Source organism: Kosakonia sp. R1.Fl, assembly GCF_023516815.1.
Taxonomy (GTDB): Bacteria; Pseudomonadota; Gammaproteobacteria; order Enterobacterales; family Enterobacteriaceae; genus Kosakonia.
The window spans coordinates 473,727-499,026 of record NZ_JAMGSQ010000001.1 but is presented as its reverse complement, the minus strand read 5'-3'; the positions used below and the strand labels follow the sequence as shown (position 1 = coordinate 499,026).

The window sequence follows — 25,300 nt, the reverse complement described above, 5'->3', positions numbered from 1 at the left end:
CACCTCAGATTTTGCGTGCTGTCCAACCGTGAATCAACAGCGACTGGAAAAAGCGCTGCGGTGGGGTAAAACCAGCCTGTTCAATCAGCGCTTCTGTGGCTTCTGCGGGCAACAGCAGCAGGCGCTGCGACAGTTGCGCTTTGATTTCAGCCATATCGCGCGGTGCCTGGCTGGCGGTTTCGTGCATGGTTGTCCACACTTCAAGCTGTTCATCAAACGCCGGGCTGTGCATATCCCCGGCGATCTCCGCTGTGATCACACGTCCACCATGTTTTAACTGGCTCGCCATTTGTGAATAGATGCCATCGCGCTGCGGATGCAGAATAAAGTGCGTCACCAGCAGGCAGAGCACCCCATCAAAATCGCCGCTGGCGGGAAGCGCACTAAGGTAGCCTTCATGCAATGTGCAGCGGTTGGCAATGCCCGCCTGGTCGAGCTTTTGCTGGCAAACTGCCAGCATATCCGGCGAGGGATCAACGCCGGCAAAATGCCAGTGCGGATGGTGCTGCGCAAGGCGAATGATTTCGCTGCCGGTGCCGACACCAACGCAGAGAATTCGCGCCTGTTGCGGCATTTTTTTCAGCAACAATGAGATAAGCAGGTGCAGATTATTGGCAATTTCGCCCAGTCGCTCGTTGTAAGCATCGTACTGGCGGGAGAATTCGCTGTTAAAAATGTCGTTCGTATTCTGCGCCACGTTATCTCCGGGATGGTTGTCAGTAATGTAACTTAAAATATTACATGATAATAGGCAGCGCAAGGCATATGCATATTTCGGCAAACCAGTGCAAAAATGATCGTTTTGGTTATGGCGCGCTTTGCGTTTAACTGAGCGCGTCAACCTTTGCTGGAGAACGTGCTGATGAAGACATTGCTGCAACAGTGGCTTAATCGCCTTACCCCGACGCTGCCATTACAGACGGACGCGGGGGAATATGATTCGGGGCGCCATGTTGCGCTGCTGATCCCGTTCGGCCTGCTTTATGGTCTTGATTATCATCCTTCTGTATGGATTTACGATGAAAAATGAGCGCTTTCACCTGGTGATGCGCTATAGCTACTGGAATGAACTGTGCGCTGAAAAGTTAAAACCCGTCTGATAGCTGGCGGGTTTTTTGTTTGTGCTGCGCAGGGTTTTCGTGAATTCACAACTGCCGCTTTTTAACTGTTCTTTCGATCCCATTTCTCACTTTTTTAGAATTTGCGAAGGCGATTTTTTCTGGCTTATGCCTGAGGTCACATTTTCGACAACTTAACTTGTATGGTAGTAGACATAAATTCCCGAAGGGAGATAACGTGAAGACTGTGATGTTTTCCGGTGGCAACAGGCGTTCGTTATTAACGGCACCGTTCTGGCACAAATAATTCTCTTATGGAGTTTTTATGTCCATGATAAATAAAGAAAATTTACGGATTCAGAGATTTGTAAAGCTGAGCAATTGCGGGGGCTGGTTATGACCCGTAAAAACCGAAAAGTGACGATTCCTGTCAGCATTGGTTACGGCATGACAGACATAATGGGCGGTGGCGCTTTTACGGTAATTGGCGCCTGGCTGCTGTTTTATTACACCACGTTTGTCGGTTTATCGCCGATTCAGGCGGCGTCCATTGTCGCGATTGCAAGGATTGTTGATGCTATCGTGAGCCTGTTTATGGGCAGTTTTACTGATCATTTTTATAAGAATTTTTTAGGCAAGAAATTTGGCCGACGTCGTTTCTTTTTACTTATCGGCGCGCCGCTGATGCTGGTTTATATTCTGTTATGGCTGAATGGCATGAATTTTTGGTTTTATCTTGCCGTTTACCTGGCGTTTGAAATTATTGCCGCCATGGTCTTAATCCCGTGGGAAACATTGCCCTCGGAAATGACCAAAGATTTTAACGATCGCACCAAGCTTTCCACTTGCCGCATGTTTCTTTCTGCTTCCGGCACGTTTCTCGCGACCTTTATCCCCGGTGTGCTAATTGGCTGGCTAGGTGAAAAAAACGCCGATGCTTATTTAATTAACGGTGTGGTCTTTGCTGTGTTGTTTATGGTCTGTGTATTTATTTCCTGGAAAGTAAGCTGGGAGAGAGAAATAACACCAGAAATGATGCAGGAGATGGAGAAAAAACGTCAAACTGGCAATGCGGCGCAAACACTCACCGGCGTGATTAAGTTATTTAAAGATTATGCCTCGACGCTGAAAATTCGTGCGTTCCGCAAGCATCTGGCTATTTATCTTTTCTCTTTCACGGCGAAAGATATTTATAACACGGTATTTGTATTTTTCTGTGTTTATTGCTTGCATGTCTCATCTTCGCTGGCGGGAACTTTGCTGTCGATGAGCATCGTCGGGCTGCCGGTAACGCTCGCCGCGGGCTTCGCCATTATTAAATATGGTCCATCCCGGCTTTATGTTTTTGCTTACAGCATGATGCTGCTGTGCCTGGGCGGTTTCTTTCTGGTGTACCAATTCCCCACGGAAAACAAAGTGATGCTGCTGGTGATCCTCGCCGGGTTTTACCAGGTTGGGCGCTGCGTTCTGGAATTCACGCCGTGGAACGTGTTCCCGTTTATTCCGGACATTGACGAAATGGTCACGCGCCAGCGCCGCGAAGGGCTATTTGCTGCCGTGATGACGTTTTCACGTAAAACTACGGTAGCCATTGCGACCTTTGCCGTGGGGTTGCTATTGCAGAGCGGCGGTTTTGTGAAAGGCAGCCTGCAACAGCCTCAGGAAGCAATCACTACCATTGTGATGCTGCTGTTTATCGGCACCGCCGGGCTTCTGCTGGTGGCAATGTGGCAAGCGCTGACCTTCCATCTCAATAAGCGCACGCACCGTATTTTTGTCGATGAACTTGACCGCCTGAAAGCTAACGGAAATAAACAGAGTGTGACGCCTGAAGCACGTAAAGTCGTCGAAGATTTGACAGGTTACCGTTACGACACGCTTTGGACTGATGCAACAGTAGACGGTGTGGTGATATCCACTGCCGAATTAAGTAAAAGTTATATGCCGAAATAAGATTAATTTTTCGCTATATATCGTGCTGATGTCTTTATAAACGGATTGGCTATTTTTCAACGTCATTCATTGATGAAGTAATATCGTTTTGAGTCCGCGGAAAATTCTCGGTGCGGGTAATTTAGTGGGCGGAAAAAATAACTTACAGAATGTTGCATATCTGTCATATGAGGGCTGCGGTTTTCGTGTTTAATAGCCGTGGCTACTGTAACTCAGTGCGTTCCTTCAGAGCGCGCAGAGTTGCAAATTTTAACCGTTAGGTTAATTCATCTTTTTTAAGGTTTGCTTAGACCTCCCGATTGCGATCCGGAGGTCTTTTTTTGCGTGTTGTGCCGCTTTTTTTATTTTTCACCGTTGACACAAAATTGTCATAAATTCGCTCTATGCTGCCCTCGCTCTTAATATTATTCAAAAATTTAATCACTATTTCGATTCGGAGAGACTATGGCAATGCTTAATGCGTCAGTTCGCCTGATGGCTGCTGCTCTTGCACTTTCTACGACTACTGTTTTCGCGGCAACGAATGTGACGGGTGCTGGTGGTACTTTCCCGGCGCCTGTGTATGCAAAATGGGCAGCTGAATACCAGAAACAGACAGGATCTCAGGTGAACTACCAGGGGATCGGTTCTTCCGGTGGCATCAAACAGATTATTGCGAAAACCGTGGATTTCGGCGCATCCGATGCCCCGATGAGTGATGACGATCTGGCGAAAAACGGCCTGTTTCAGTTCCCGACCGTCATTGGCGGTGTGGTGCTGGCGGTTAATATCCCTGGCGTAAAATCCGGCGAACTGACGTTGGACGGCAAAACGCTGGGTGATATCTACCTGGGAACCGTTAAAAAGTGGAACGACCCGGAAATCACCAAGCTGAACCCGAAAGTCAAACTTCCGGACACGAATATTAACGTGGTGCGCCGCGCGGATGGCTCTGGCACCTCTTTTGTTTTCACCAGCTACTTGTCCAAAGTGAATGCTGACTGGGCAAGTAAAGTGGGTAAAGGCTCAACGGTGAACTGGCCGGTTGGCTTAGGCGGTAAAGGCAACGATGGCGTTGCCGCGTTTGTGCAGCGTCTGCCGGGCTCCATTGGCTATGTGGAATACGCCTACGCTAAACAGAACAACCTGACCTGGACAAAACTGTTTGACGCTGATGGTAAAGTGGTTGAGCCGTCGCAGCAGAGTTTCAGCAACAGCGCCAAAGGGGCTGACTGGAGTAAATCTTTCGCTCAGGATCTGACTTTCCAGAAAGGCAAAGATGCATGGCCGATTTCGTCCACCACCTTTATCCTGGTGTATAAAAAACAGGATGACGCGGCGAAAGGCGCCGAAGTGCTTAAATTCTTCGACTGGTCTTACAAAAATGGCAGCACCATCGCCAGCGATCTGGATTACGCGCCGCTGCCGGATTCCGTTACCGCTCAGGTTCGCGCAGCATGGAAAGCCAACGTACAGGACGCTTCTGGTAAGCCGTTGTTCTAATCTCGCTTATTTCCAAAAAAATAAACCCGGTGCGCTACCGGGTTTTTTGTTATTAGCCCAAAGCTAATTTCCGACGCAACGTATTTTTATTTTATTAAGTTGAGTGGTGAATAATTATTTACCAGGTTAATAACATTGAAGCTTGTTATATTGCCTTAAAAGATAATTCTGCAACAATATTTTTATTGTCTTAATACTTCTAAGTTATATTTTAAATAATGTGCTTAGATTGTCTGTTTTTCATTCACCAAGCCAAATGAATCATCTGATTTTGAAGAGTGGCATATTGTTCTATTACTAAACCCCTGTTAGTTTTTAGCCCGGTCTTGATTTATTCCCCGCTCGCGGGGCACTGCGATGTTCAATCCTGATGTTAATTCTTCACAGGCTTTGTAAAAAAATCAGCCGTCTCGCGAGGTGCCAGGTTTCATTTTTTTATTCTGATTCGGTATGCCTGGTGAGGTTTACCAATAAATTCATTCGAATAAACAAAATCGATTCCAGGCTCAGGAAACAAGACTGAGAACGTTTTATTTCAAATTGGTTCTGAAGGTTAATTAAAGGGAAGCAAAAGCGTGATTAATTCGGAAAAGAAAGTCCAACGCCTTGTGAGAACTCAGCTGGCTCCGTTGACGGTTGCAATGATATTCGCATTACCTGCTGTTGCGCATTCCGCTGGTTTAAGTATGAAAAATGGCACGCTATATAATGCGAATGGCGTGCCGGTCGTAGATATTAATAAACCTAACAGCAATGGCTTGTCACATAACGTCTGGGACAACCTGAACGTCGATAAAAATGGTGTTATTTTTAATAACAGCGGCTCAGCATCCAATACGGTATTGGGCGGCACCATCCAGGGTAACAGCAATCTCACATCCGGGTCGGCAAAAGTTATTCTCAACGAAGTTACCTCCAAAAATGCGTCGACGATCAACGGCATGATGGAAGTCGCCGGTGATAAAGCCGCGTTGATTATCGCCAACCCCAATGGCATTACGGTAAATGGTGGCGGTACGATTAATACCGATAAACTCACGCTGACCACCGGTACACCAGATATTCAGAACGACAAACTCGCTGGTTATTCCGTCAACGGCGGTACCATTACAATCAGCAAACTGGATAACGCCAGCCCAACTGAAATTTTGTCACGCAACGTAGTGCTCAGCGGGAAAGTTACCGCTGACGAACTGAATATTGTTGCGGGTAATAACTACGTTAATACAGACGGCCAGGTGACCGGCACTGTCACTGCGTCAGGCTCGCGTAATAGCTATAGCGTTGACGTTGCGCAAGTTGGCGGCATGTACGCGAATAAAATTAATCTTATCAGTACCGAAAGCGGCATCGGTGTGCGTAACCAGGGGGTTATTGCCGGTGGTACTGGCGGCATCAGCATTGATGCTAATGGTCAGTTACTGAACAGTAATGCGCAGATTCAATCGACCGGTTCGACAAAGATTAATACCAACGGCAAATTGGACAATACAACGGGTCTTATTACTTCTGCTGGTGCGATTTATCTCGATACCAATAAGAACGCTATTGTTAATGCCCGTTCAGGTACGATTTCGACGACGGCAGATATCTACGTTAATAGCGGCGCAGTTGATAATACCAACGGCAAAATTGCCGCCAGCGGTATGCTGGCTGTCGATACCAATAACAATACTTTTACCAACGCCGGTAAAGGGAACGATGTCGGTATCGAAGCGGGTATTGTCACTTTAAAAACCGGTACGCTAAATAACAGTAACGGCCAGATCCACGGCGGCTATCTGGGGCTTGAATCCGGCGCGATTAACAACAACAGCGGTATTCTGGAAACGTCAGGCGACATGGACATTGTCAGCCTTGGCAATGTCGACAATAACAAGGGCCTGATCCGCTCTGCCAGCGGCCATATCAACATCCTGTCTGGCGGCACTATCAACAACGGCAGTACCAAAACAGCGGATACTGTCAGTTCCGATTCCTTAGGTATCGCAGCCGATACCGGTGTAGTAATCAACGCAAACAGCATCAATAACAGCGGTGGTCAGATCGCATCGAACGGCGATGTGTCGCTAAACAGTAAGGGCCTGGTCAATAACGATTCCGGCAATCTTCTTTCCAATAGCAAAGTGATTGTGAAGGGTGATTCTTATCGTAATGACTACGGTGGCATCGGCGGCAAGAAGGGGGTGGAGGTGGCTGTTAACGGCGACCTGAGCAACTATATCGGCGTTGTGAGTGCGGAAGAAGGTGATATCTCACTGAGTGCGAATGCAGTGGATACCCACGGCGGTTTCATGATGGGGCAAAATATCTCCATCGACGCGAAAGCCGGCGTAAACACCACCAGATCGCTGGTATTAGCCAGTGAAAAGCTGACTATCCATGCGGGCGGAAATGTTGATAACCGTGATGGTAATCGCTTTGGCAATGACTTTGGCCTCTATTTCGGCATGCCGCAACAGACCGGTGGCTTGATCGGTAAAGGTGGCGTTGAGATTTCCGGGCAGAATATTTACAACAACAACAGCCGCATCATTGCAGAAAATGGGCCAATGAGCCTGCAAGCGAAAGGGAACATTGATAACACGCGTGCGCTGATGGTCAGCGGGGCCGATACCGCAATCAAAACTGGCGGGGCTTTCTACAATAACTACGCAACGATTTCCAGCGGAGGCAACCTCACGCTCGATACCGTTTCCCTGGAAAACTACAGCAGCGGCACGCTTATCGATAATAACGCCACAGGTTTTATCAGCTCAGATAAAGATCTTACGCTGAATGTGGACAACAATTTCACGAACTACGGCTGGATCAGTGGTAAAGGCGCAGTAGCGCTGAATGTTGCGAAAGGAGCGTTTTATAACCGTAATACCATTGCAGCTGATAAGGCGCTTGCGATCAATGCCCTGAACGGCATTGAGAACTTTAAAGATATCTCTGCAGGCGGCAGCCTGACGCTGGATACGCAACGTCATGTGACAAACAACAGCAACAGCAATATGGTCGGTAACGGGATTACTATTAACGCGGTAAATGACATTAATAACCGCGGCAATATTGTCAGTGATGGCGATATGAGTGTTGTGACCAAAGGTAATCTGTATAACTACCTCTATATGCTGGGCGCTGGTGATGTCGCGATTACCGCAAACAACGTCAACAACAATAATTCCCTTATTGAGGCTGGTGGTGATCTGACAATTACCTCTACTGGCAATGTGGGCAATAACCGTGGCACGCTGCGCTCCCTGACGGGCGATGTAAATGTGGCGGCAAAAGGAACGGTTGATAACTATAGCGGTAAGATTACCTCTGCTGGCGATGTCGGAATCAGCGGGAACTGGTTGCTCAATGACTATGGTCAGATTGCTGGCTTAAGCGATATTAACCTGATTCTGACGGGCAACTACGACAGTTACAAAGGTTCTGTGACCTCTCAAATGGGCGATATCAAGCTGATTGCCAACTCGGTGGATAACAACAACGGGTTAATCGCAGGTGAAAATATCTCCATTGATTCCAAATCAGGTATCTATAACAACACGGCGCTGATTGCCGCGAATAAAACGCTTACCGTAAATGCTGTCGGCAATATTGAAAACAGAGACGGTAATAACTTCAGTTATTACAACGGCGCGTATTTTGGTGTCGCAGGCGATGTGGGTGGCATGGTGGGTAAAGCGGGCGTCTCGCTTTCCGCACAGAATATCTACAGCACTAACAGCCGCATTCTGGCAGAAAACGGTCCGCTTAACGTGCTGTCCCGGGGCGTTTTCGATAACACTCGCAGCATGCTGATGAGCGGTGCCAACGCCATTATTAAAGCGGCCGGTGTTTTCTATAATAACTATGCGATGACATATAGCGCAGGTAACCTCGACATCACCTCTGCTTACCTTGAGAACTACAGCAACGGTAAGCTGGAAGATGGAACGGCAACAGGCGTTATCGCTTCGGATAAGAACCTGAACCTGACCGTAGATAACAGCACCACCAACTACGGCTGGATCAGCGGTAAGGGCGATGTGAATTTCAGCGTGTTAAAAGGTGTGCTGTATAACCGCAACACCATCGCCGCTAATAACGCACTGGCGATTAATGCCCTGAACGGTATCGAGAACTTTAAAGATATCCTGGCGGGAACCAGCCTTACCCTTACCACCCAACGGCACGTTACCAACAACAGCAACAGTAATATGCTTGGGCAAAGCATTAAGATTGATGCGGTAAAGGATATTAATAACCGAGGCAATATTGTCAGTGATTATGCATTAGCCGTGAAAACGGACGGTAACGTGTATAACTATCTCAATATGCTGAGTTATGGCACCGTGAAAGTGACCGCGAATAAAGTTACGAATAGCGGCAAGGACGCGGTTCTGGGCGGTTTTTACGGCCTCGACCTTGAATCGAATGCGATCACAAATACCGGCACCATTGTAGGTCTGTAAATCGCAACAAAAGGCGGCGGCAATCGCTGCTGCCTTTCCTGATTTGTTATCCGACTACAGCCTTACGCGATCAGCGTAATCACGCGGTTTTCCTCGATGAGATACTGGCCATTAAACTGGCATCCTTGTTTGCGCTCTGGCGTCAGCAACTGTGTTAGTTCAAGGGTAAAACTTTGTGCCGCCGTATCGATGCGACGGATTCGTGCCGCTTCAAAACCGAAAAAACATTTCACCTCAGGATAGAGCGCTTTGAACAGACTCTCTTTGGCGGAAAAAACGATCAGTAACGCCGTTTCATACGCTAAGCCGCAGGCGGCAAGTAATCGCCGTTCCTCAGGGCTGGTGAACATCTCCGCTGTCTCTCTCATGGCCTTTGCGTCGAACATTTCAATATCAATGCCTGGCGTTAACCCTGCGTTACGCGGCGCAATAATCGCAATAGCGTGACCACGGGTATGAGAAAGGCTGCCGCACCAGCCCGCAGGCCAGACGGGTTCCCGGCCGGGAGACGTACCCACGTGACCATCGCAGCCTGCGGTTTTTAATAATTGTCTGGCGGCATAGCGAACTGCAAGGTACTCCGCGCGCCGTTTTACTACTGCTTTATCAAGCGCCGTGGGAAAAGGGATGGCATATTCGCTAAAAAGCGCATCCCGGTAAGAGGCTGTGTCGAATGCGAGCTTGCAATAGGCTATTGCAGGGAATGGCGTGATGAATCCCGTTTCCGACCGCACCACGAAGTCAGAGGAGGAATGGCTTAGTTGTGACGTAAACATATTTATCTATCATCGATTTAATGGGTAAGTGCATCGGTAAACGTGAAATCAGCAAACGCAATCAGTGTACCGCAGGCGGTGTTGTCATCGCGCATTTCTTTCTCAATCCGAGTGTGGTTGTGGTGAATTATCTTGTGGAAATCACACTGTTGTCATTCATCGATGCGAAGGTTTTCTTTTATGTTGTCGTATATCTATCGATTGCATGAATAATTGCGCAGAATAATAAAATAAACGCCTATCGGAGTTTTTCGTTGCAGCGATAAATGTAAGAATATTTTTTGTCAAATTAAAAATAATAACGTCTTTATTATCAAGCGTATGGTGCTATATATATCACTGAAGTGTTGTTAAGGTGATATATTTTCTTGCTATCAAGACGCAAAGAGTATTTATTATTGTTAACTTGCAAGGGTTATTACTTGCTACGTATCATTTAATGTGTAGTGAATAACGTTATGAGTGAGTGGATGGGACTGATTCACCATGTGTTTTATATAATGTGAATCTTATGTAATAATTTCCCACGGTATTATTACGTGCTTTTTTAAAATGGCTATATCCGGTGTTAAGAGTGGATGGTTGCACTAATTGACAGGTTTATCGTTAAGACATATTCAGTTTTACCTTATACGGTTCGCGACGTTAACGACAAGGTATCCAACGGTTGCAGTGGATAATTAGTTGTTCACTTAAGGATAAAAAACATTCATCAGGAATATTATTTGATGGCGCGCTGCTGGCTGTAAATACGTGTGCTGTCAATTAATTATAACGATTTGGTTTTAATTCATTAGGTTGGAATATATGGACATATCTCCCAATAATAGATTTTTAGACAGTGCATTAGTGGCGAAAGAATGTACAGCGCTCCCAACATCTCCGTTTCCATTGAGTTCAGATCAGCAGGCAATTTGGTTTGCACAGACACTCAATCCTGAATTAACAAATTACAATATCGGGAGCGTAATGATCATCGATGGCAATATCGTTCCCGATATCATGGTTAAAGCGTTTGATTTCGTCATTAAGCGGCATGATGCATTTCATTTGCGAATGGTTGCCGGTACGTCGCCAGCACAATATTTTGATCCTTCCGCGTTGCCATTAATGGAATTTAAAGACTTTGCGGCAACGGATAACCCATTAAATGAAGCTGAGCAGTATGTGAATTTAAACTTTACCCAGCCATTTAATTTGGCTGAAAGGTTATGGCGCAGCGCGTTAATCTACGCCGGTAATAATCGTTGGTATTGGCAACTGTGCTGCCATCATATTATCGCCGACGGAACGAGTCTGAGTCTGCTTAATGCAGAGTTAAGTGAAAACTATAGTCGCCTTATTCGTGGAGAGCATTTATCTGAAAGCGCATCGTTATCCTATGCTGATTTTGTTACCAGTGATGCGGCTTATTTGAGTGCGAAGCAGTGCACCAAAGATCAGGCTTTTTGGCTTGCGCGATATACGACATTGCCACCACAGTTATTTCCTCCTTTGGTGACAGCCCGGACTCCGGCAACATCTCTGCCTGAACCTGTTACCTGGATGCTTGAGGAAAACCTTTTTCAGCGTATTGAACAGATAGCTTCTTTATATGGGTTGTCTGTATTGCATTTTATGTATGCCCTTTTCGCCTGTTATTTTAAAAGAATTAAAAACGTTGATGATATTTGTTTCGGTATACCGCTTCATAATCGAAGAAATGCGCAACAAAAAGCGGCGGTGGGAATGTATGCTTCGGTTATCCCGGTTCGCATTAGATTAACGGATGAAGATTCTTTTTCTGATGTGATGCAAAAAGCTGCCGATGAATTACGTATCTGCTACAAACACCAGCGGTTACCTATTACGGAAATCAACCGCAGAATAAAAAAACAGCAAAATACCGACAGAGCGAATGTGTTTGATATGTCGTTATCCTATGAACCTTACGACGCTAACATTCATCTGGAAGGGGCGATAATTCATACCATCGAACCTCATCACCGGGCACAATATCCTTTAGCGATAACGATTAATCAGTACGCCATTACCAGCAATAATAAAAAGAGCCAATCGGTCTGCGTTGAATTTAATTATTCCCTCGACTATTTCACTCCTGAAGATATTCAGGTTATGCAATCTCGCCTTGCTGTATTACTGGAAGGCGCGTTGCAGAATATTGATACCCCAGTGTCTCAGTTACCGATTTTATCGCCACATGAACGCCAGCAACTGCTTCGGCCTGTTCACGCTACAGAAAGTGACACTTCTAATCTATTAGTCCACGAAATGTTTGAAGCCCAAGTCCGTCGCTCGCCCCAGGCTGTCGCTGCCGTTTTCGAGGGGAGTTCATTAACCTATGACGCGCTAAACCGCCGGGCAAATACGCTGGCCCATCGGCTCATCAGACTGGGTGTTCATCCGAATGATCGCGTGGCTATTTGCCTGGAACGCGGCCTCGACATGGTGATCGGTATTCTCGGTATCCTCAAGGCGGGCGGAGCCTATGTTCCTCTGGATCCGGTCTATCCGGGCGAGCGACTGAATTACATGCTGGAAGATTCCGCCCCCACCGCACTGGTAACCCATACTGCTCTTGCGCAGGTGTTGAACAGCGCTATTCCTGTCGTGTTAATGGATGCGCCGTTTCCAGCCGTTGCTGACGAAGATGATGAGCACAACCCTGTGCCATTATCTCTCGGCCTGGCGGCGCACCATCTGGCCTACGTTATTTATACGTCCGGCTCTACTGGTCAGCCGAAAGGCGTGATGGTTGAACACCGGAATATCACCCGACTTTTAACCGTCTGCCAGCCTGGTTTTAGCTTTAATAGCAACGATACCTGGTCGCTATGCCACTCTTTCGCTTTTGATTTTTCCGTCTGGGAGTTATTCGGCGCGTTATGTTCGGGTGGACGGTTGATTATTGTATCAACCGCATGCGCCCGCTCACCCCAAACGCTTTATGCGCTGCTATGCCGTGAACAGGTTACGGTGCTCAATCAAACCCCCAGCGCATTCCGCCAGTTGATTGCTGCCCAGGACGCAACTTCCCACTCCCTGCGTTGCATTATCTTTGGCGGCGAAGCGCTTGAAATGCGCTCTCTGGTGCCGTGGATCAACAACGCATCAAACCGTAATACGCGTCTTATCAATATGTATGGCATCACGGAAATCACCGTCCATGCCACCTGGTATGAAATAGCGCCTTCAGATATCACCTCGCATGGCGCCAGTTTAATTGGCGGTCCGCTCGCCGATCTGCGGATCTACATTCTGGACAGTCACCGTCAACTGGTGCCGTTTGGCGTGACCGGAGAACTCTATGTCGCTGGCAATGGCGTGGCGCGCGGTTACCTGAACCGCCCGGCACTGACGGCAGAGCGTTTTCTGCCGGATCCCTTCACACCCGGCCAGCGGATGTACCGAACCGGCGATCTCGGGCGCTGGCTGCCGGACGGCAACATTGAGTTCCTCGGGCGCAACGATTTTCAGGTCAAACTGCGCGGGTTCCGTATTGAGCTCGGGGAAATCAGCGCCTGCCTGACAGAGTGCGACGGCGTGCGTGACGCGGTGGTAATAGCGCGGGAAGACACACCGGGCGATAAGCGGCTGGTCGCGTATCTTCTGGCGCAGCCCGGTCACACGCCGGAGCCTGCAATGCTGCGTCAGCAACTGGCGCAGTCGCTGGCGGAGTACATGCTGCCCGCCGCGTTCGTCACGCTGGAGCGCTTTCCGCTCACGGCGAACGGCAAGCTGGACAGGCAGGCGTTGCCTGCTCCGGATCGCACCGCAGCGGTGACCCGCGGGGATGAGCCCCCGGCCGGTGAGGTGGAAACCGCGCTGGCTGCCGTCTGGTGTGAGCTGCTGGGGCTGTCGCAGGTCGGGCGGCAGGACAACTTTTTTGAGCTCGGCGGTCACTCGCTGATGGTGGTCAGCCTGCTGGAGCGGCTGCGCGGGCAGGGGATGACGCTGGATATCCGCGGGGCGTTCTCCGCCCCGGTGCTGGCCGATATGGCGCAGCGCATCACTGTCCGTGACGCAGGTGGGGATACGCCGGTTCCGCCGTCGCGTATCCCGGCGCACTGTCAGGCCATCACGCCCGGTATGCTGCCGCTGGTCAGCCTGTCGCAGCCGGAGCTTGATGCGGTGGTGGCCACGGTGGATGGTGGCGCGGCGAACGTGCAGGACATCTACCCGCTGTCGCCGCTGCAGGAGGGGATCCTGTTCCACCATCTGCTGCAGGCGCAGGGGGATGCCTACCTGCTCAACAGCCTGCTGGCCTTTGACTCCCGCGCGCTGATGGAGGCGTTCCTGGCGGCGCTGCAGCAGGTGATTGACCGCCACGACATCCTGCGCAGCGCGGTGTGCTGGCAGGGCGTGTCCCGCCCGGTGCAGGTGGTCTGGCGTCGGGCCGCTCTGCCGGTGACGGCGTTTGTGCCGCAGACCGGGCAGGATGTTGCCGCACAGCTGCGGGCGCAGGCCAGCCCGCACCGGCGGCGTATGGACGTCAGCCGCGCCCCGCTGTTCAGCGCGCAGACGGTGTACGACCCGGCACAGCAGCAGTGGCTGCTGGCGCTTAACTTTCATCACCTGGTCTGCGACCACATCTCGATGGCGCTGGTCTGCGATGAAATCACGCAGATTCTGGACGGCAACAGCGCCGCGCTGGCGGCGCCGGTGCCCTACCGCAACTTTATCGCCCGCACGCTGCGCGTGCCGGAGCGTGAACATGAGGCGTGGTTCCGCGCCCGGCTGGCGGATATCAGCACCCCGACCGCACCGTATGACATTACTGACACGCGGGAAAGCGGCGGGGCATGCGGGGAAGCCCGGCAGACGCTGGATAACACGCTGGCGGGGCACATCCGCGCGCAGGCGCGGCGGCTCGGCGTCAGCCCCGGCGTGCTGTTCCACACCGCGCAGGCCCGCCTGCTGGCGCAGCTGTGCGGCCGGGATGACGTGGTGTTCGGCACCGTGCTGATGGGCCGCCTGCAGGCCGGTGACAGCGGTGAATCCGGCCCCGGCATGTTCATCAACACGCTGCCGCTGCGGGTGTCGCTGGACGGGCAGAGCGCACAGGACGCGGTCATGACCACGCGGGATGCGCTGGCGGCGCTGCTTGAGCATGAACAGGCGCCGCTGGCGCTGGCGCTGCGCTGCAGCGGGGTACCGCAGCCGCTGCCGCTGTTCAGCACGCTGCTGAACTATCGTCACAGCCCGGCGCGCAGCAATCTTGTGCGTGAGGGCATCCGGCTGCTGGACGCGGAAGAGCGGACCAACTACCCGATAGCGTTCTCGGTGGATGACACCGGGGAGGGGTTCATCCTGACGGCGCAGACGGCGGCTGGCATCGACCCGCAGCGCCAGCTCGGTTACCTGCTGACCACGCTGACATCGCTGAGCACGGCGCTGGCACATGAGCCGCAGCGCCCGGTGCTGAGCCTCCCCGTGCTGCCCGAAGGGGAGCGCAACCAGGTGCTGGTGGCGTTTAACGCCACGCGGGTGGACGTCCCGGCTGAGGGACTGATACACCGGCTGTTTGAGGCGCAGGTGGTGCGCACCCCGGAGGCGGAGGCGGTGGTCTGCGGGGATATCACCCTCAGTTACGCTGCGCTGAATCGCCGGGCCAACCGGCTGGCGCACCGGCTGCTGGCGCTGGGGGTGCGCCCGGACGACCGGGTGGCGGTGTGCCTGCCCCGCAGTGCGGATGTGCTGGTGGCGATACTGGGTATCCTGAAAGCGGGTGGCGCGTATGTGCCGCTGGACCCGGCGTACCCGGCGGAACGGCTGCATTACATGCTGGCGGATGCCGCCCCGGTGGTGCTGGTGACGCAGCGTGCGCTGGCGCAGACGCTGAATACCGCGCTGCCGGTGGTGCTGACGGATGCGGAGCCGGAGACCGGTGCGGCAGAGCACAACCCTGAACCGCAGGGGCTGACGCCGGCGCATCTGGCGTATGTGATTTACACCTCCGGCTCGACCGGGAAACCCAAGGGGGTGATGGTCGAGCACCGCAATGTCAGCCAGTTTATCCTCACTAATCAGGCGGCTGATATCAGCGCGCAGGACTCTATTGCGCACTGCGCCAACATTGCCTTTGACGCTTCAGTCTGGGAAATCTGGTCAGCGCTGCTGAACGGTGCGCGGCTGTGCGTTATCACGCCGTCGACACTGCGGGATCCACATCAGTTTCGTGACGTACTGCTGCGGGAAAAGGTCAGCGTAATGTGGCTCACCGTCGGGCTGTTCAATGAATATCTTGAGGTGCTGAAACCCGTATTCGGGCAACTGCGCTATCTGCTGACCGGCGGGGATGTGCTTGATCCAGTGAAAATCAGCCACCTGCAGCAGTCGGCACAGCAGCCGGAACGGCTGATAAACGGCTACGGTCCGACCGAAGCCACCACCTTTGTCACCACTTACACCATTGATTCAGCGGTGAGCAGCACCCGGTCAATTCCCATCGGCAAGCCTATCGCCAACACGCAGATCTATTTCCTTGATGAGCACGGTCAGCCAGTACCGCTGGGGATCTGCGGCGAGCTTTATATCGCTGGCAGCGGCGTGGCACGTGGTTACCTGAACCGCCCGGAACTGACGGCTGAGCGTTTTCTGCCGGACCCTTTCACGCCCGGTCAGCGGATGTACAGAACCGGTGACCTGGGGCGCTGGCTGCCGGACGGCAACATTGAGTTCCTCGGGCGCAATGATTTTCAGGTCAAACTGCGCGGCTTTCGCATCGAACTCGGGGAAATCGAGGCCTGCCTGACAGCGTGCGCTGGCGTGCGTGAAGCGGTGGTGATTGCGCGGGAAGAGACGCCGGGCGACAAACGGCTGGTTGCCTACCTGCTGGCAGAACCCGGTCACACGCCGGAGCCTGCAAGGCTTCGTCAGCAACTGGCGCAGTCACTGGCTGAGTACATGCTGCCTGCCGCCTTCGTCACGCTGGAAAGCTTCCCGCTCACGCCGAACGGCAAGCTGGACAGGCAGGCGTTGCCTGCTCCGGATCGTGCAGCAGCGGTCACTCGTGGGGATGACGTACCCGTCGGCGAAGTGGAAACCGCGCTGGCCGCTATCTGGTGTGAGTTGCTGGGGCTGTCGCAGGTCGGGCGGCATGACAACTTTTTTGAGCTCGGCGGTCACTCGCTGATGGCGGTACAGCTAATCAGCCGGATCCAGAGTGAGTTTTTCATCGAGGTATCCATTTCCACACTCTTTCTGTCTCCCACCTTACTGGCGCAAGCGGAAGCGATTTTTTCTGCACAACTAGACACCCTGGCAGGGGATGAAATAGCCGCCATACAACACGAACTTGACGAGATGTTACCGGAAGAGTTAGCGAAGATGATCAGTGAAGGACACAACGAATGACGAAAAATACAGGGAATGTAGACGCGCTAAAACGTGCCGTTCTGGAACAAAAAATGAAAGCGCTGTTGCAGGCGCGTAAAGCGGCTCAACCTCATCAGGCAAGCGCAATACCACTGGCCGATCGGCGAGCACCGCTGCCGCTCTCCTTCGCCCAGCAGCGTTTATGGTTTTTAAGCCAGCTTGATCCTGCCGCCAGCCTGGCATACCACATTCCGGCGACCTTACATCTCAAAGGGTTGCTTAATCATCAGGCACTTGATGATGCCTTTAACCAGCTTATTGCCCGGCAAGAGAGTTTGCGTACGCGTTTTGTGATGGCGGATGGCAAGCCCTGGCAACAGATTGATCCCCCTGATACGGGCTTTGCTTTGGCGCGCCACGACCTGCGTAATCTGAGTGAAACGGCGCGTTGCCAGCGGATTGCCGCGCTGCACGAAGAGGATCGGAGAACCCCGTTTGATTTGAGCCATGACCGCCTTATTCGCGGGGCGTTGTTACAGCTCGGCGATGAGGAACACATTCTGCTGCTCACCCAGCATCACATCATTTCTGATGGCTGGTCGATTGGCGTATTAGTTCGCGAACTGAGTCATCTTTATCAGGCGGCCTGCGGCGAGCATGCTTATCCTCTGAACGCCTTGCCTGTTCAGTATGCTGACTACGCAAGCTGGCAGCAGCGCCATTTTCAGGAAGGAGGCCTGGCGAAAGAACTCGATTTCTGGAAACAGTATCTACAAGGTGCGCCAGCGCTACTGGCACTTCCCACCGATCGCCCGCGACCAAACGTACAAAGCTTTACGGGGAATAATGTTCCACTGCACCTTAGTGAGCCTCTGGTGGCTTCGCTTAAAGCATTGAGCCAGCGTCATGGCGCCACGCTTTTTATGACGCTGCTCGCCGGTTGGTCAATTGTGCTGAGCCGGTTAAGTGGCCAGCATGACCTGGTGATTGGCAGCCCGGTAGCTAACCGTTCTCACCAACAGCTGGAGGGGTTAATTGGCTTTTTTGTTAACACGCTCGCTTTACGCATTAATCTCGCCGATTGCCCGACAATCAGCCACTTACTGGCGCATGTTCGCCAACAAACACTTGCGGCTTATGAACATCAAACACTGCCCTTTGATAAGGTTGTCGAAGCGATACAACCTACGCGCAGTTTGAGCCACAGCCCGCTCTTTCAGGTGATGTTAGCGCTCAATAACACGCCTGCTGAGCAGTTAGAACTCGCAGGTGTGAGCCTCTCGTTCATCGAGCAACAGCACCATGCTGCCCATTTTGATCTGACACTTGCACTCGCTGAAACATCCGGTGCGTTGACAGGCGATCTGGAATACGCCTCTGACCTGTTCGATCGCGCAACGGCAGAGCGTCTTGTTGGCTACTTTGTTAAGGTGCTGACGGAGATGGCTAACGATGAAACCCACTCTCCGCACACGCTGCCTATGCTCTCAGCAGCCGAGTATCAGCAACTGATTGTCAGTTTTAACACTACTCAGACGGCTTTACCGCACGAGCATCTGCTGCACAGCCTGTTTGAAGCGCAGGTACAGCGCACCCCGGATGCGGTGGCGGTGGTCTGCGAAGATATTACGCTCAGTTACGATGCGTTGAACCGCCGGGCCAACCGGCTGGCGCACCGGTTGATGGCGCAGGGCGTGTGCCCGGATGATCGGGTGGCGGTGTGCCTGGCGCGTAGCGTCGATGCGATAGTGGCGATGCTGGGCATTCTGAAAGCGGGCGGTGCGTATGTGCCGATGGATCCAACGTATCCGGTGGGACGGCTGAACTATATGCTGGCGGATTCAGCCCCGGTGGCGCTGGTGACGCAGCGGGCGCTGGCGCAGATGCTGGATACTGCGTTGCCGGTGGTGCTGACAGATGCGGAGCCGGAGGACGATGCGGCGGAACACAACCCGGATCCGCAGGGGCTGACGCCGGAACATCTGGCGTATGTGATTTACACCTCCGGCTCGACCGGGAAACCCAAAGGGGTGATGGTCGAACATCGCAATGTCAGCCAGTTTATCCTCAATAATCAGGCCGCCGGGATCAGTGCGCAGGATTGCCTTTCACACAGCGCCAATATTGCCTTTGACGCCTCAGTCTGGGAGATCTGGTCAGCGCTGCTGAACGGTGCGCGGCTGTGCATTATTACGCCATCGACACTGCAGGATCCGCACCAGTTGCGCGACGTGCTGCTGAGGGAAAACGTCAGCATATTGTGGATTACCGTCGGGCTGTTTAACGAATACCTTGAGGTGCTGAAACCCGTATTCGGGCAACTGCGTTATCTGCTGACCGGCGGGGATGTGCTTGATCCGGTGAAGATCAGCCGCCTGCAGCAGTCGGAACAGCAGCCGGAGCGGTTGATAAGCTGTTATGGTCCGACCGAAGCCACGACGTTTATCACCACCTATGCCATTTCCGGCGCAGTGAACCGCAACCGCTCAATCCCCATCGGCAAGCCTATCGCCAACACGCAGATTTATCTGCTGGATGAGTACGGTCAGCCAGTACCGCTGGGGATCTGTGGTGAGATCCATATCGCCGGTGACAGCGTGGCGCGCGGTTACCTGAACCGCCCGGAACTGACGGCAGAGCGTTTTCTGCCGGATCCCTTCACGCCCGGCCAGCGGATGTACCGAACCGGCGATCTCGGGCGCTGGCTGCCGGACGGCAACATTGAGTTCCTCGGGCGCAACGATTTTCAGGTCAAACTGCGCGGGTTCCGTATTGAACTCGGGGAAATCAGCGCCTGTCTGACGCAATGCGACGGCGTGCGTGACGCGGTGGTGATGGCGCGGGAAGACACACCGGGCGATAAGCGGCTGGTCGCGTATCTTCTGGCGCAGCCCGGTCACACGCCGGAGCCTGCAATGCTGCGTCAGCAACTGGCGCAGTCGCTGGCGGAGTACATGCTGCCCGCCGCGTTCGTCACGCTGGGGAGCTTTCCGCTCACGGCGAACGGCAAGCTGGACAGACAGGCGTTGCCCGCCCCGGATCGCACGTCGGTGGTCACCCGCGGGGATGAGCCCCCGGCCGGTGAGGTGGAAACCGCGCTGGCTGCCGTCTGGTGTGAGCTGCTGGGGCTGTCGCAGGTCGGGCGGCAGGACAACTTTTTTGAGCTCGGCGGTCACTCGCTGATGGTGGTCAGCCTGCTGGAGCGGCTGCGCGGGCAGGGGATGACGCTGGATATCCGCGGGGCGTTCTCCGCCCCGGTGCTGGCCGATATGGCGCAGCGCATCACTGTCCGTGACGCAGGTGGGGATACGCCGGTTCCGCCGTCGCGTATCCCGGCGCACTGTCAGGCCATCACGCCCGGTATGCTGCCGCTGGTCAGCCTGTCGCAGCCGGAGCTTGATGCGGTGGTGGCCACGGTGGATGGTGGCGCGGCGAACGTGCAGGACATCTACCCGCTGTCGCCGCTGCAGGAGGGGATCCTGTTCCACCATCTGCTGCAGGCGCAGGGGGATGCCTACCTGCTCAACAGCCTGCTGGCCTTTGACTCCCGCGCGCTGATGGAGGCGTTCCTGGCGGCGCTGCAGCAGGTGATTGACCGCCACGACATCCTGCGCAGCGCGGTGTGCTGGCAGGGCGTGTCCCGCCCGGTGCAGGTGGTCTGGCGTCGGGCCGCTCTGCCGGTGACGGCGTTTGTGCCGCAGACCGGGCAGGATGTTGCCGCACAGCTGCGGGCGCAGGCCAGCCCGCACCGGCGGCGTATGGACGTCAGCCGCGCCCCGCTGTTCAGCGCGCAGACGGTGTACGACCCGGCACAGCAGCAGTGGCTGCTGGCGCTTAACTTTCATCACCTGGTCTGCGACCACATCTCGATGGCGCTGGTCTGCGATGAAATCACGCAGATTCTGGACGGCAACAGCGCCGCGCTGGCGGCGCCGGTGCCCTACCGCAACTTTATCGCCCGCACGCTGCGCGTGCCGGAGCGTGAACATGAGGCGTGGTTCCGCGCCCGGCTGGCGGATATCAGCACCCCGACCGCACCGTATGACATTACTGACACGCGGGAAAGCGGCGGGGCGTGCGGGGAAGCCCGGCAGGCGCTGGATACCACGCTGGCGGGGCACATCCGCGCGCAGGCGCGGCGGCTCGGCGTCAGCCCCGGCGTGCTGTTCCACACCGCGCAGGCCCGCCTGCTGGCGCAGCTGTGCGGCCGGGATGACGTGGTGTTCGGTACCGTGCTGATGGGCCGCCTGCAGGCCGGTGACAGCGGTGAATCCGGCCCCGGCATGTTCATCAACACGCTGCCGCTGCGGGTGTCGCTGGACGGGCAGAGCGCACAGGACGCGGTCATGACCACGCGGGATGCGCTGGCGGCGCTGCTTGAGCATGAACAGGCGCCGCTGGCGCTGGCGCTGCGCTGCAGCGGGGTACCGCAGCCGCTGCCGCTGTTCAGCACGCTGCTGAACTATCGTCACAGCCCGGCGCGCAGCAATCTTGTGCGTGAGGGCATCCGGCTGCTGGACGCGGAAGAGCGGACCAACTACCCGATAGCGTTCTCGGTGGATGACACCGGGGAGGGGTTCATCCTGACGGTGCAGACGGCGGCGGGCATCGACCCGCAGCGCCAGCTCGGTTACCTGCTGACCACGCTGACATCGCTGAGCACGGCGCTGGCACATGAGCCGCAGCGCCCGGTGCTGAGCCTCCCCGTGCTGCCCGAAGGGGAGCGCAACCAGGTGCTGGTGGCGTTTAACGCCACGCGGGTGGACGTCCCGGCTGAGGGACTGATACACCGGCTGTTTGAGGCGCAGGTGGTGCGCACCCCGGAGGCGGAGGCGGTGGTCTGCGGGGATATCACCCTCAGTTACGCTGCGCTGAATCGCCGGGCCAACCGGCTGGCGCACCGGCTGCTGGCGCTGGGGGTGCGCCCGGACGACCGGGTGGCGGTGTGCCTGCCCCGCAGTGCGGATGTGCTGGTGGCGATACTGGGTATCCTGAAAGCGGGTGGCGCGTATGTGCCGCTGGACCCGGCGTACCCGGCGGAACGGCTGCATTACATGCTGGCGGATGCCGCCCCGGTGGTGCTGGTGACGCAGCGTGCGCTGGCGCAGACGCTGAATACCGCGCTGCCGGTGGTGCTGACGGATGCGGAGCCGGAGACCGGTGCGGCAGAGCACAACCCTGAACCGCAGGGGCTGACGCCGGCGCATCTGGCGTATGTGATTTACACCTCCGGCTCGACCGGGAAACCCAAGGGGGTGATGGTTGAGCACCGCAATGTTGTCAACATGCAGAGGGCCATACAGGCGAAGCTAGATATACAACAGCCCTCGCGCGTGAGCATGAATGCCAGCATCGTGTTTGATGCGTCGGTGCAGAGCTGGGTGCACTTACTGCTGGGGCATACGATGGTCATCGTCCCGGAAGAGGTCCGTAAAGAGGGCGGAGCGCTGTTAGCATTCTTACGCCGTCAACGTGTTGATGTGATTGATTGCACGCCCCTTCAGTTACAAGGAATGATTGCCGCAGGGTTACAGAAAGCGTATGAGGGATATCCCTGTACTGTCATTATCGGTGGCGATGCGATCCCTTTATCGGCATGGTCGGCCATGCAAAACATTGAGCAGATCCGTTTTGTTAATGCTTATGGGCCAACGGAGTGTGCCGTCAATGCCAGTATGTGCGTGGTTGATAAAACGCTGGCGACGCCAGTCATTGGCAAACCGATCGCCAACACGCAGATCTATTTCCTGGATAATCACGGTCAGCCAGTACCGCTGGGGATCTGCGGCGAGCTTTATATCGCTGGCAACGGCGTGGCGCGCGGTTACCTGAACCGCCCGGAACTGACGGCAGAGCGTTTTCTGCCGGACCCTTTCACGCCCGGCCAGCGGATGTACAGAACCGGTGACCTGGGGCGCTGGCTACCGGACGGCAACATTGAGTTCCTCGGGCGTAATGATTTCCAGATCAAACTGCGCGGATTCCGCATTGAGCTGGGGGAAATCGAGGCCTGCCTGACGGCGTGCGCGGGCGTGCGTGACGCGGTGGTGATTGCGCGGGAAGAGACGCCGGGCGACAAACGGCTGGTTGCCTACCTGCTGGCAGAACCCGGTCACACGCCGGAGCCTGCACGGCTACGCCAGCAACTGGCGCAGTCGCTGGCTGAGTATATGCTGCCCGCCGCCTTCGTCACGCTGGAGCGTTTTCCACATACCCCGAACGGCAAGCTGGATCGTCAGGCGCTGCCCGCGCCTGATCGCGCTGCGCTGGTCACCCGCGGGGATGAAGCCCCGGCAGGTGAGGTGGAAAAGACGCTTGCGGCTATCTGGTGTGAGCTGCTGGGGCTGTCGCAGGTTGGGCGGCATGACAACTTTTTTGAGCTCGGTGGTCATTCTTTACTGGCGGTTCAGCTGTTAAACCGCATGGCAAAAACAGGACTCGCTATCTCGCTGGCGACACTCTTTGCTAATCCATCCCTGGCGCAGCTTGCTGGGGTCATTCAGGACAGGGAAAAATCACTCACTTCACCTTTTGCCGATAATCCCGTCGTGCTGCGGAGCGAAGGTGCGCAGCCGCCGCTCTTTCTGGTGCACGAGCCTTCAGGCGATCCGCTGGTCTATTCGCCTCTGGCTACGATGTTGCGAGATGATCGCCCCGTCTATGCACTTTCAGCACTTGGTCTGCATACCGCAGACAATCCGCCGACATCGCTGGAAGCACTGGCCGCCTGTCATGTTGAAGCCATCCGTCGCGTACAGCCGCACGGGCCTTACCATCTTGCTGGCTGGTCTTTGGGTGGGGTTATCAGTTATGAAATTGCGCTGCAGTTGCAACAAAGCGGGGAAGAGATCGCCTTTATCGGCATGATTGATAGCTATCATCCGGCTGCGCATCAAACGCGTGATTTCAGCGCGAGCAGCGAACGGGCACTGCGTGACGAAATGATCGTAAATTTCTTATCCCTGCATGTGCCGGAGAGCGAAAGAAAGATGCTGGCACAACTGCAAAGCCCCATTGATATACAAGCCGTTTTTGATCTTTGTCGCGAACATAACTGGTTGCCGAAGGATATTGGTTATGAGGATCTGTTGCTACGTCTGGAAACGGTGTTGTATATCAGGCCGCTGGGGCTTCGGTATCGGCCGACACCTGCGGATCTCACCATTAATCTTTATACGGCAAAGTCGGATGAAAGCGACGACATCTGGCGCGGCTGGCACGGCACAGTAAGCAGCGATTCGTCGCTGCATGTTATTGGTGGGACGCATTTATCAATTATGCAACCGCCGTTGCTGGCGCAACTGGCGAGGCAAATGACGGCAGACCTGCTTCCCCGATCTTCCTGTCATTCGGTGGTTGTTATGCAGGAGGGGGCAGATTGCGAAACGCCACTCTTTTGCATCCCTGGCGCTGGTGCATCCGCATTCACTTTTCTCGAACTTGTGGGACTCTTGCCTGCAAAACTTCCTGTTTATGCGCTGCAGGCACGCGGGCTCACCGATGTGAAAACCATGCCGCATCTGACAATTGAAGAAACGGCTCGTGATTACATCTGCGCAATGCGTGAACGTCAGCCTTTGGGGCCCTATCACCTGATTGGGCACTCCTTTGGCGGCTGGATAGCCTTTGAAATTGCGCTGCAATTACAGGCGCAAGGGGAGACGGTTGCCAATCTGATTATCATTGATAGCCGCTCACCCGGCATTAAACCGCCGGTCAGCCACCTCGGGGCAGTGATGAAATTAATCAGCATTTATAATTTGATGCTGAACCGGGAACTGCCCATTACGGAGGACGCGCTATTGGGAATGGCGCCACAGCAGCGGCTTATCTGTTTGCATCAACTTTTGATTGAGGCGGGGGTTTACACCCGCAACACGCCGCTTTCGTTGCTCGCTGGTGTTTTCCATGTGTTGTACGCAAACCTCAATACCTCCTATATTCCCCGCGCGCGTTACCGGGGGGTGTTGCATAGCATTAATGCACAAGAGGCTAATCGGGCAGAACGGGAACAGCGCGAAGCGGTGTGGCGTGAATACGCGACACAATTCTCCACCCTGCTGAGCCCCGGAAATCATATGACTATGCTGACCATGCCTCATGTGGGCGCGCTTGCCAGTCATATTACGACCGTGATGAGTCAGATCTAGCCGGACTCATTTCTCATAACACACCTGAACCACCTCTGATGAGGTGGTTTTTTATTTGTGTGTATAAAAGCACAGATCAGGGCTGCCTCCTGCTTCCGGTTATATTGGCTCGC

Annotated in this window: 8 protein-coding genes; 6 read left to right on the top strand and 2 right to left on the bottom strand. The window is 54.2% G+C overall.

Translation table 11 applies throughout. From position 1 onward, the window contains the following. Nucleotides 1-4: 4 nt before the first annotated feature. Complete coding sequence (locus M8Q36_RS02235; RefSeq protein ID WP_249879898.1) at nucleotides 5-697, bottom strand: class I SAM-dependent methyltransferase; 693 nt, start codon at nucleotides 695-697, stop codon at nucleotides 5-7. A 165-nt stretch (nucleotides 698-862) separates the two neighbouring features. On the opposite strand from M8Q36_RS02235, the gene M8Q36_RS02230 reads away from it, so the two are divergent. The 4 genes from M8Q36_RS02230 to M8Q36_RS02215 all read left to right on the top strand — a co-directional run bounded on the left by M8Q36_RS02230 (nucleotide 863) and on the right by M8Q36_RS02215 (nucleotide 8,944). Further along, nucleotides 863-1,030, top strand: a complete 168-nt coding sequence (locus tag M8Q36_RS02230) for a hypothetical protein (protein ID WP_017457522.1) — start codon at nucleotides 863-865, stop codon at nucleotides 1,028-1,030. A gap of 424 nt (nucleotides 1,031-1,454) precedes the next feature. Continuing rightward, nucleotides 1,455-3,011: an MFS transporter gene (locus M8Q36_RS02225; RefSeq protein WP_249879897.1), complete on the top strand. Its 1,557-nt coding sequence runs from the start codon at nucleotides 1,455-1,457 to the stop codon at nucleotides 3,009-3,011. A gap of 450 nt (nucleotides 3,012-3,461) precedes the next feature. Continuing rightward, on the top strand, nucleotides 3,462-4,493 hold the full coding sequence (gene pstS, locus M8Q36_RS02220; protein WP_370568886.1) for a phosphate ABC transporter substrate-binding protein PstS: 1,032 nt from the start codon (nucleotides 3,462-3,464) through the stop codon (nucleotides 4,491-4,493). Between the two features lie 686 nt (nucleotides 4,494-5,179). Then, nucleotides 5,180-8,944 carry a two-partner secretion domain-containing protein gene (locus tag M8Q36_RS02215; protein ID WP_249879896.1) on the top strand — a complete coding sequence of 1,255 codons (3,765 nt, stop codon included), beginning with the start codon at nucleotides 5,180-5,182 and terminating at the stop codon, nucleotides 8,942-8,944. A gap of 62 nt (nucleotides 8,945-9,006) precedes the next feature. Here M8Q36_RS02215 and M8Q36_RS02210 read toward each other — a convergent pair whose 3' ends face one another. Then, a complete protein-coding gene (locus M8Q36_RS02210; protein WP_249879895.1) occupies nucleotides 9,007-9,720 on the bottom strand; it encodes a 4'-phosphopantetheinyl transferase family protein in 714 nt (237 codons plus the stop codon). 807 nt (nucleotides 9,721-10,527) lie between these two features. On the opposite strand from M8Q36_RS02210, the gene M8Q36_RS02205 reads away from it, so the two are divergent. Together M8Q36_RS02205 and M8Q36_RS02200 are read left to right on the top strand one after the other, a co-directional pair. Further along, entirely contained in the window at nucleotides 10,528-17,076 is a 6,549-nt protein-coding gene (locus M8Q36_RS02205) for a non-ribosomal peptide synthetase (RefSeq protein WP_249879894.1), read from the top strand. Then, complete coding sequence (locus M8Q36_RS02200; protein WP_249879893.1) at nucleotides 17,073-25,187, top strand: non-ribosomal peptide synthetase; 8,115 nt, start codon at nucleotides 17,073-17,075, stop codon at nucleotides 25,185-25,187. The genes M8Q36_RS02205 and M8Q36_RS02200 overlap by 4 nt, the downstream gene beginning before the upstream one ends. The last annotated feature ends 113 nt before the right edge of the window (nucleotides 25,188-25,300 follow it).

Coding starts and splice junctions, on each gene's coding strand:
- M8Q36_RS02230 (WP_017457522.1), top strand. CDS start 863: ATGAAGACATTGCTGCAACAGTGGCTTAATCGCCTTACCCCGACGCTG.
- M8Q36_RS02225 (WP_249879897.1), top strand. CDS start 1,455: ATGACCCGTAAAAACCGAAAAGTGACGATTCCTGTCAGCATTGGTTAC.
- pstS (WP_370568886.1), top strand. CDS start 3,462: ATGCTTAATGCGTCAGTTCGCCTGATGGCTGCTGCTCTTGCACTTTCT.
- M8Q36_RS02215 (WP_249879896.1), top strand. CDS start 5,180: ATGAAAAATGGCACGCTATATAATGCGAATGGCGTGCCGGTCGTAGAT.
- M8Q36_RS02210 (WP_249879895.1), bottom strand. CDS start 9,720: ATGTTTACGTCACAACTAAGCCATTCCTCCTCTGACTTCGTGGTGCGG.
- M8Q36_RS02205 (WP_249879894.1), top strand. CDS start 10,528: ATGGACATATCTCCCAATAATAGATTTTTAGACAGTGCATTAGTGGCG.
- M8Q36_RS02200 (WP_249879893.1), top strand. CDS start 17,073: ATGACGAAAAATACAGGGAATGTAGACGCGCTAAAACGTGCCGTTCTG.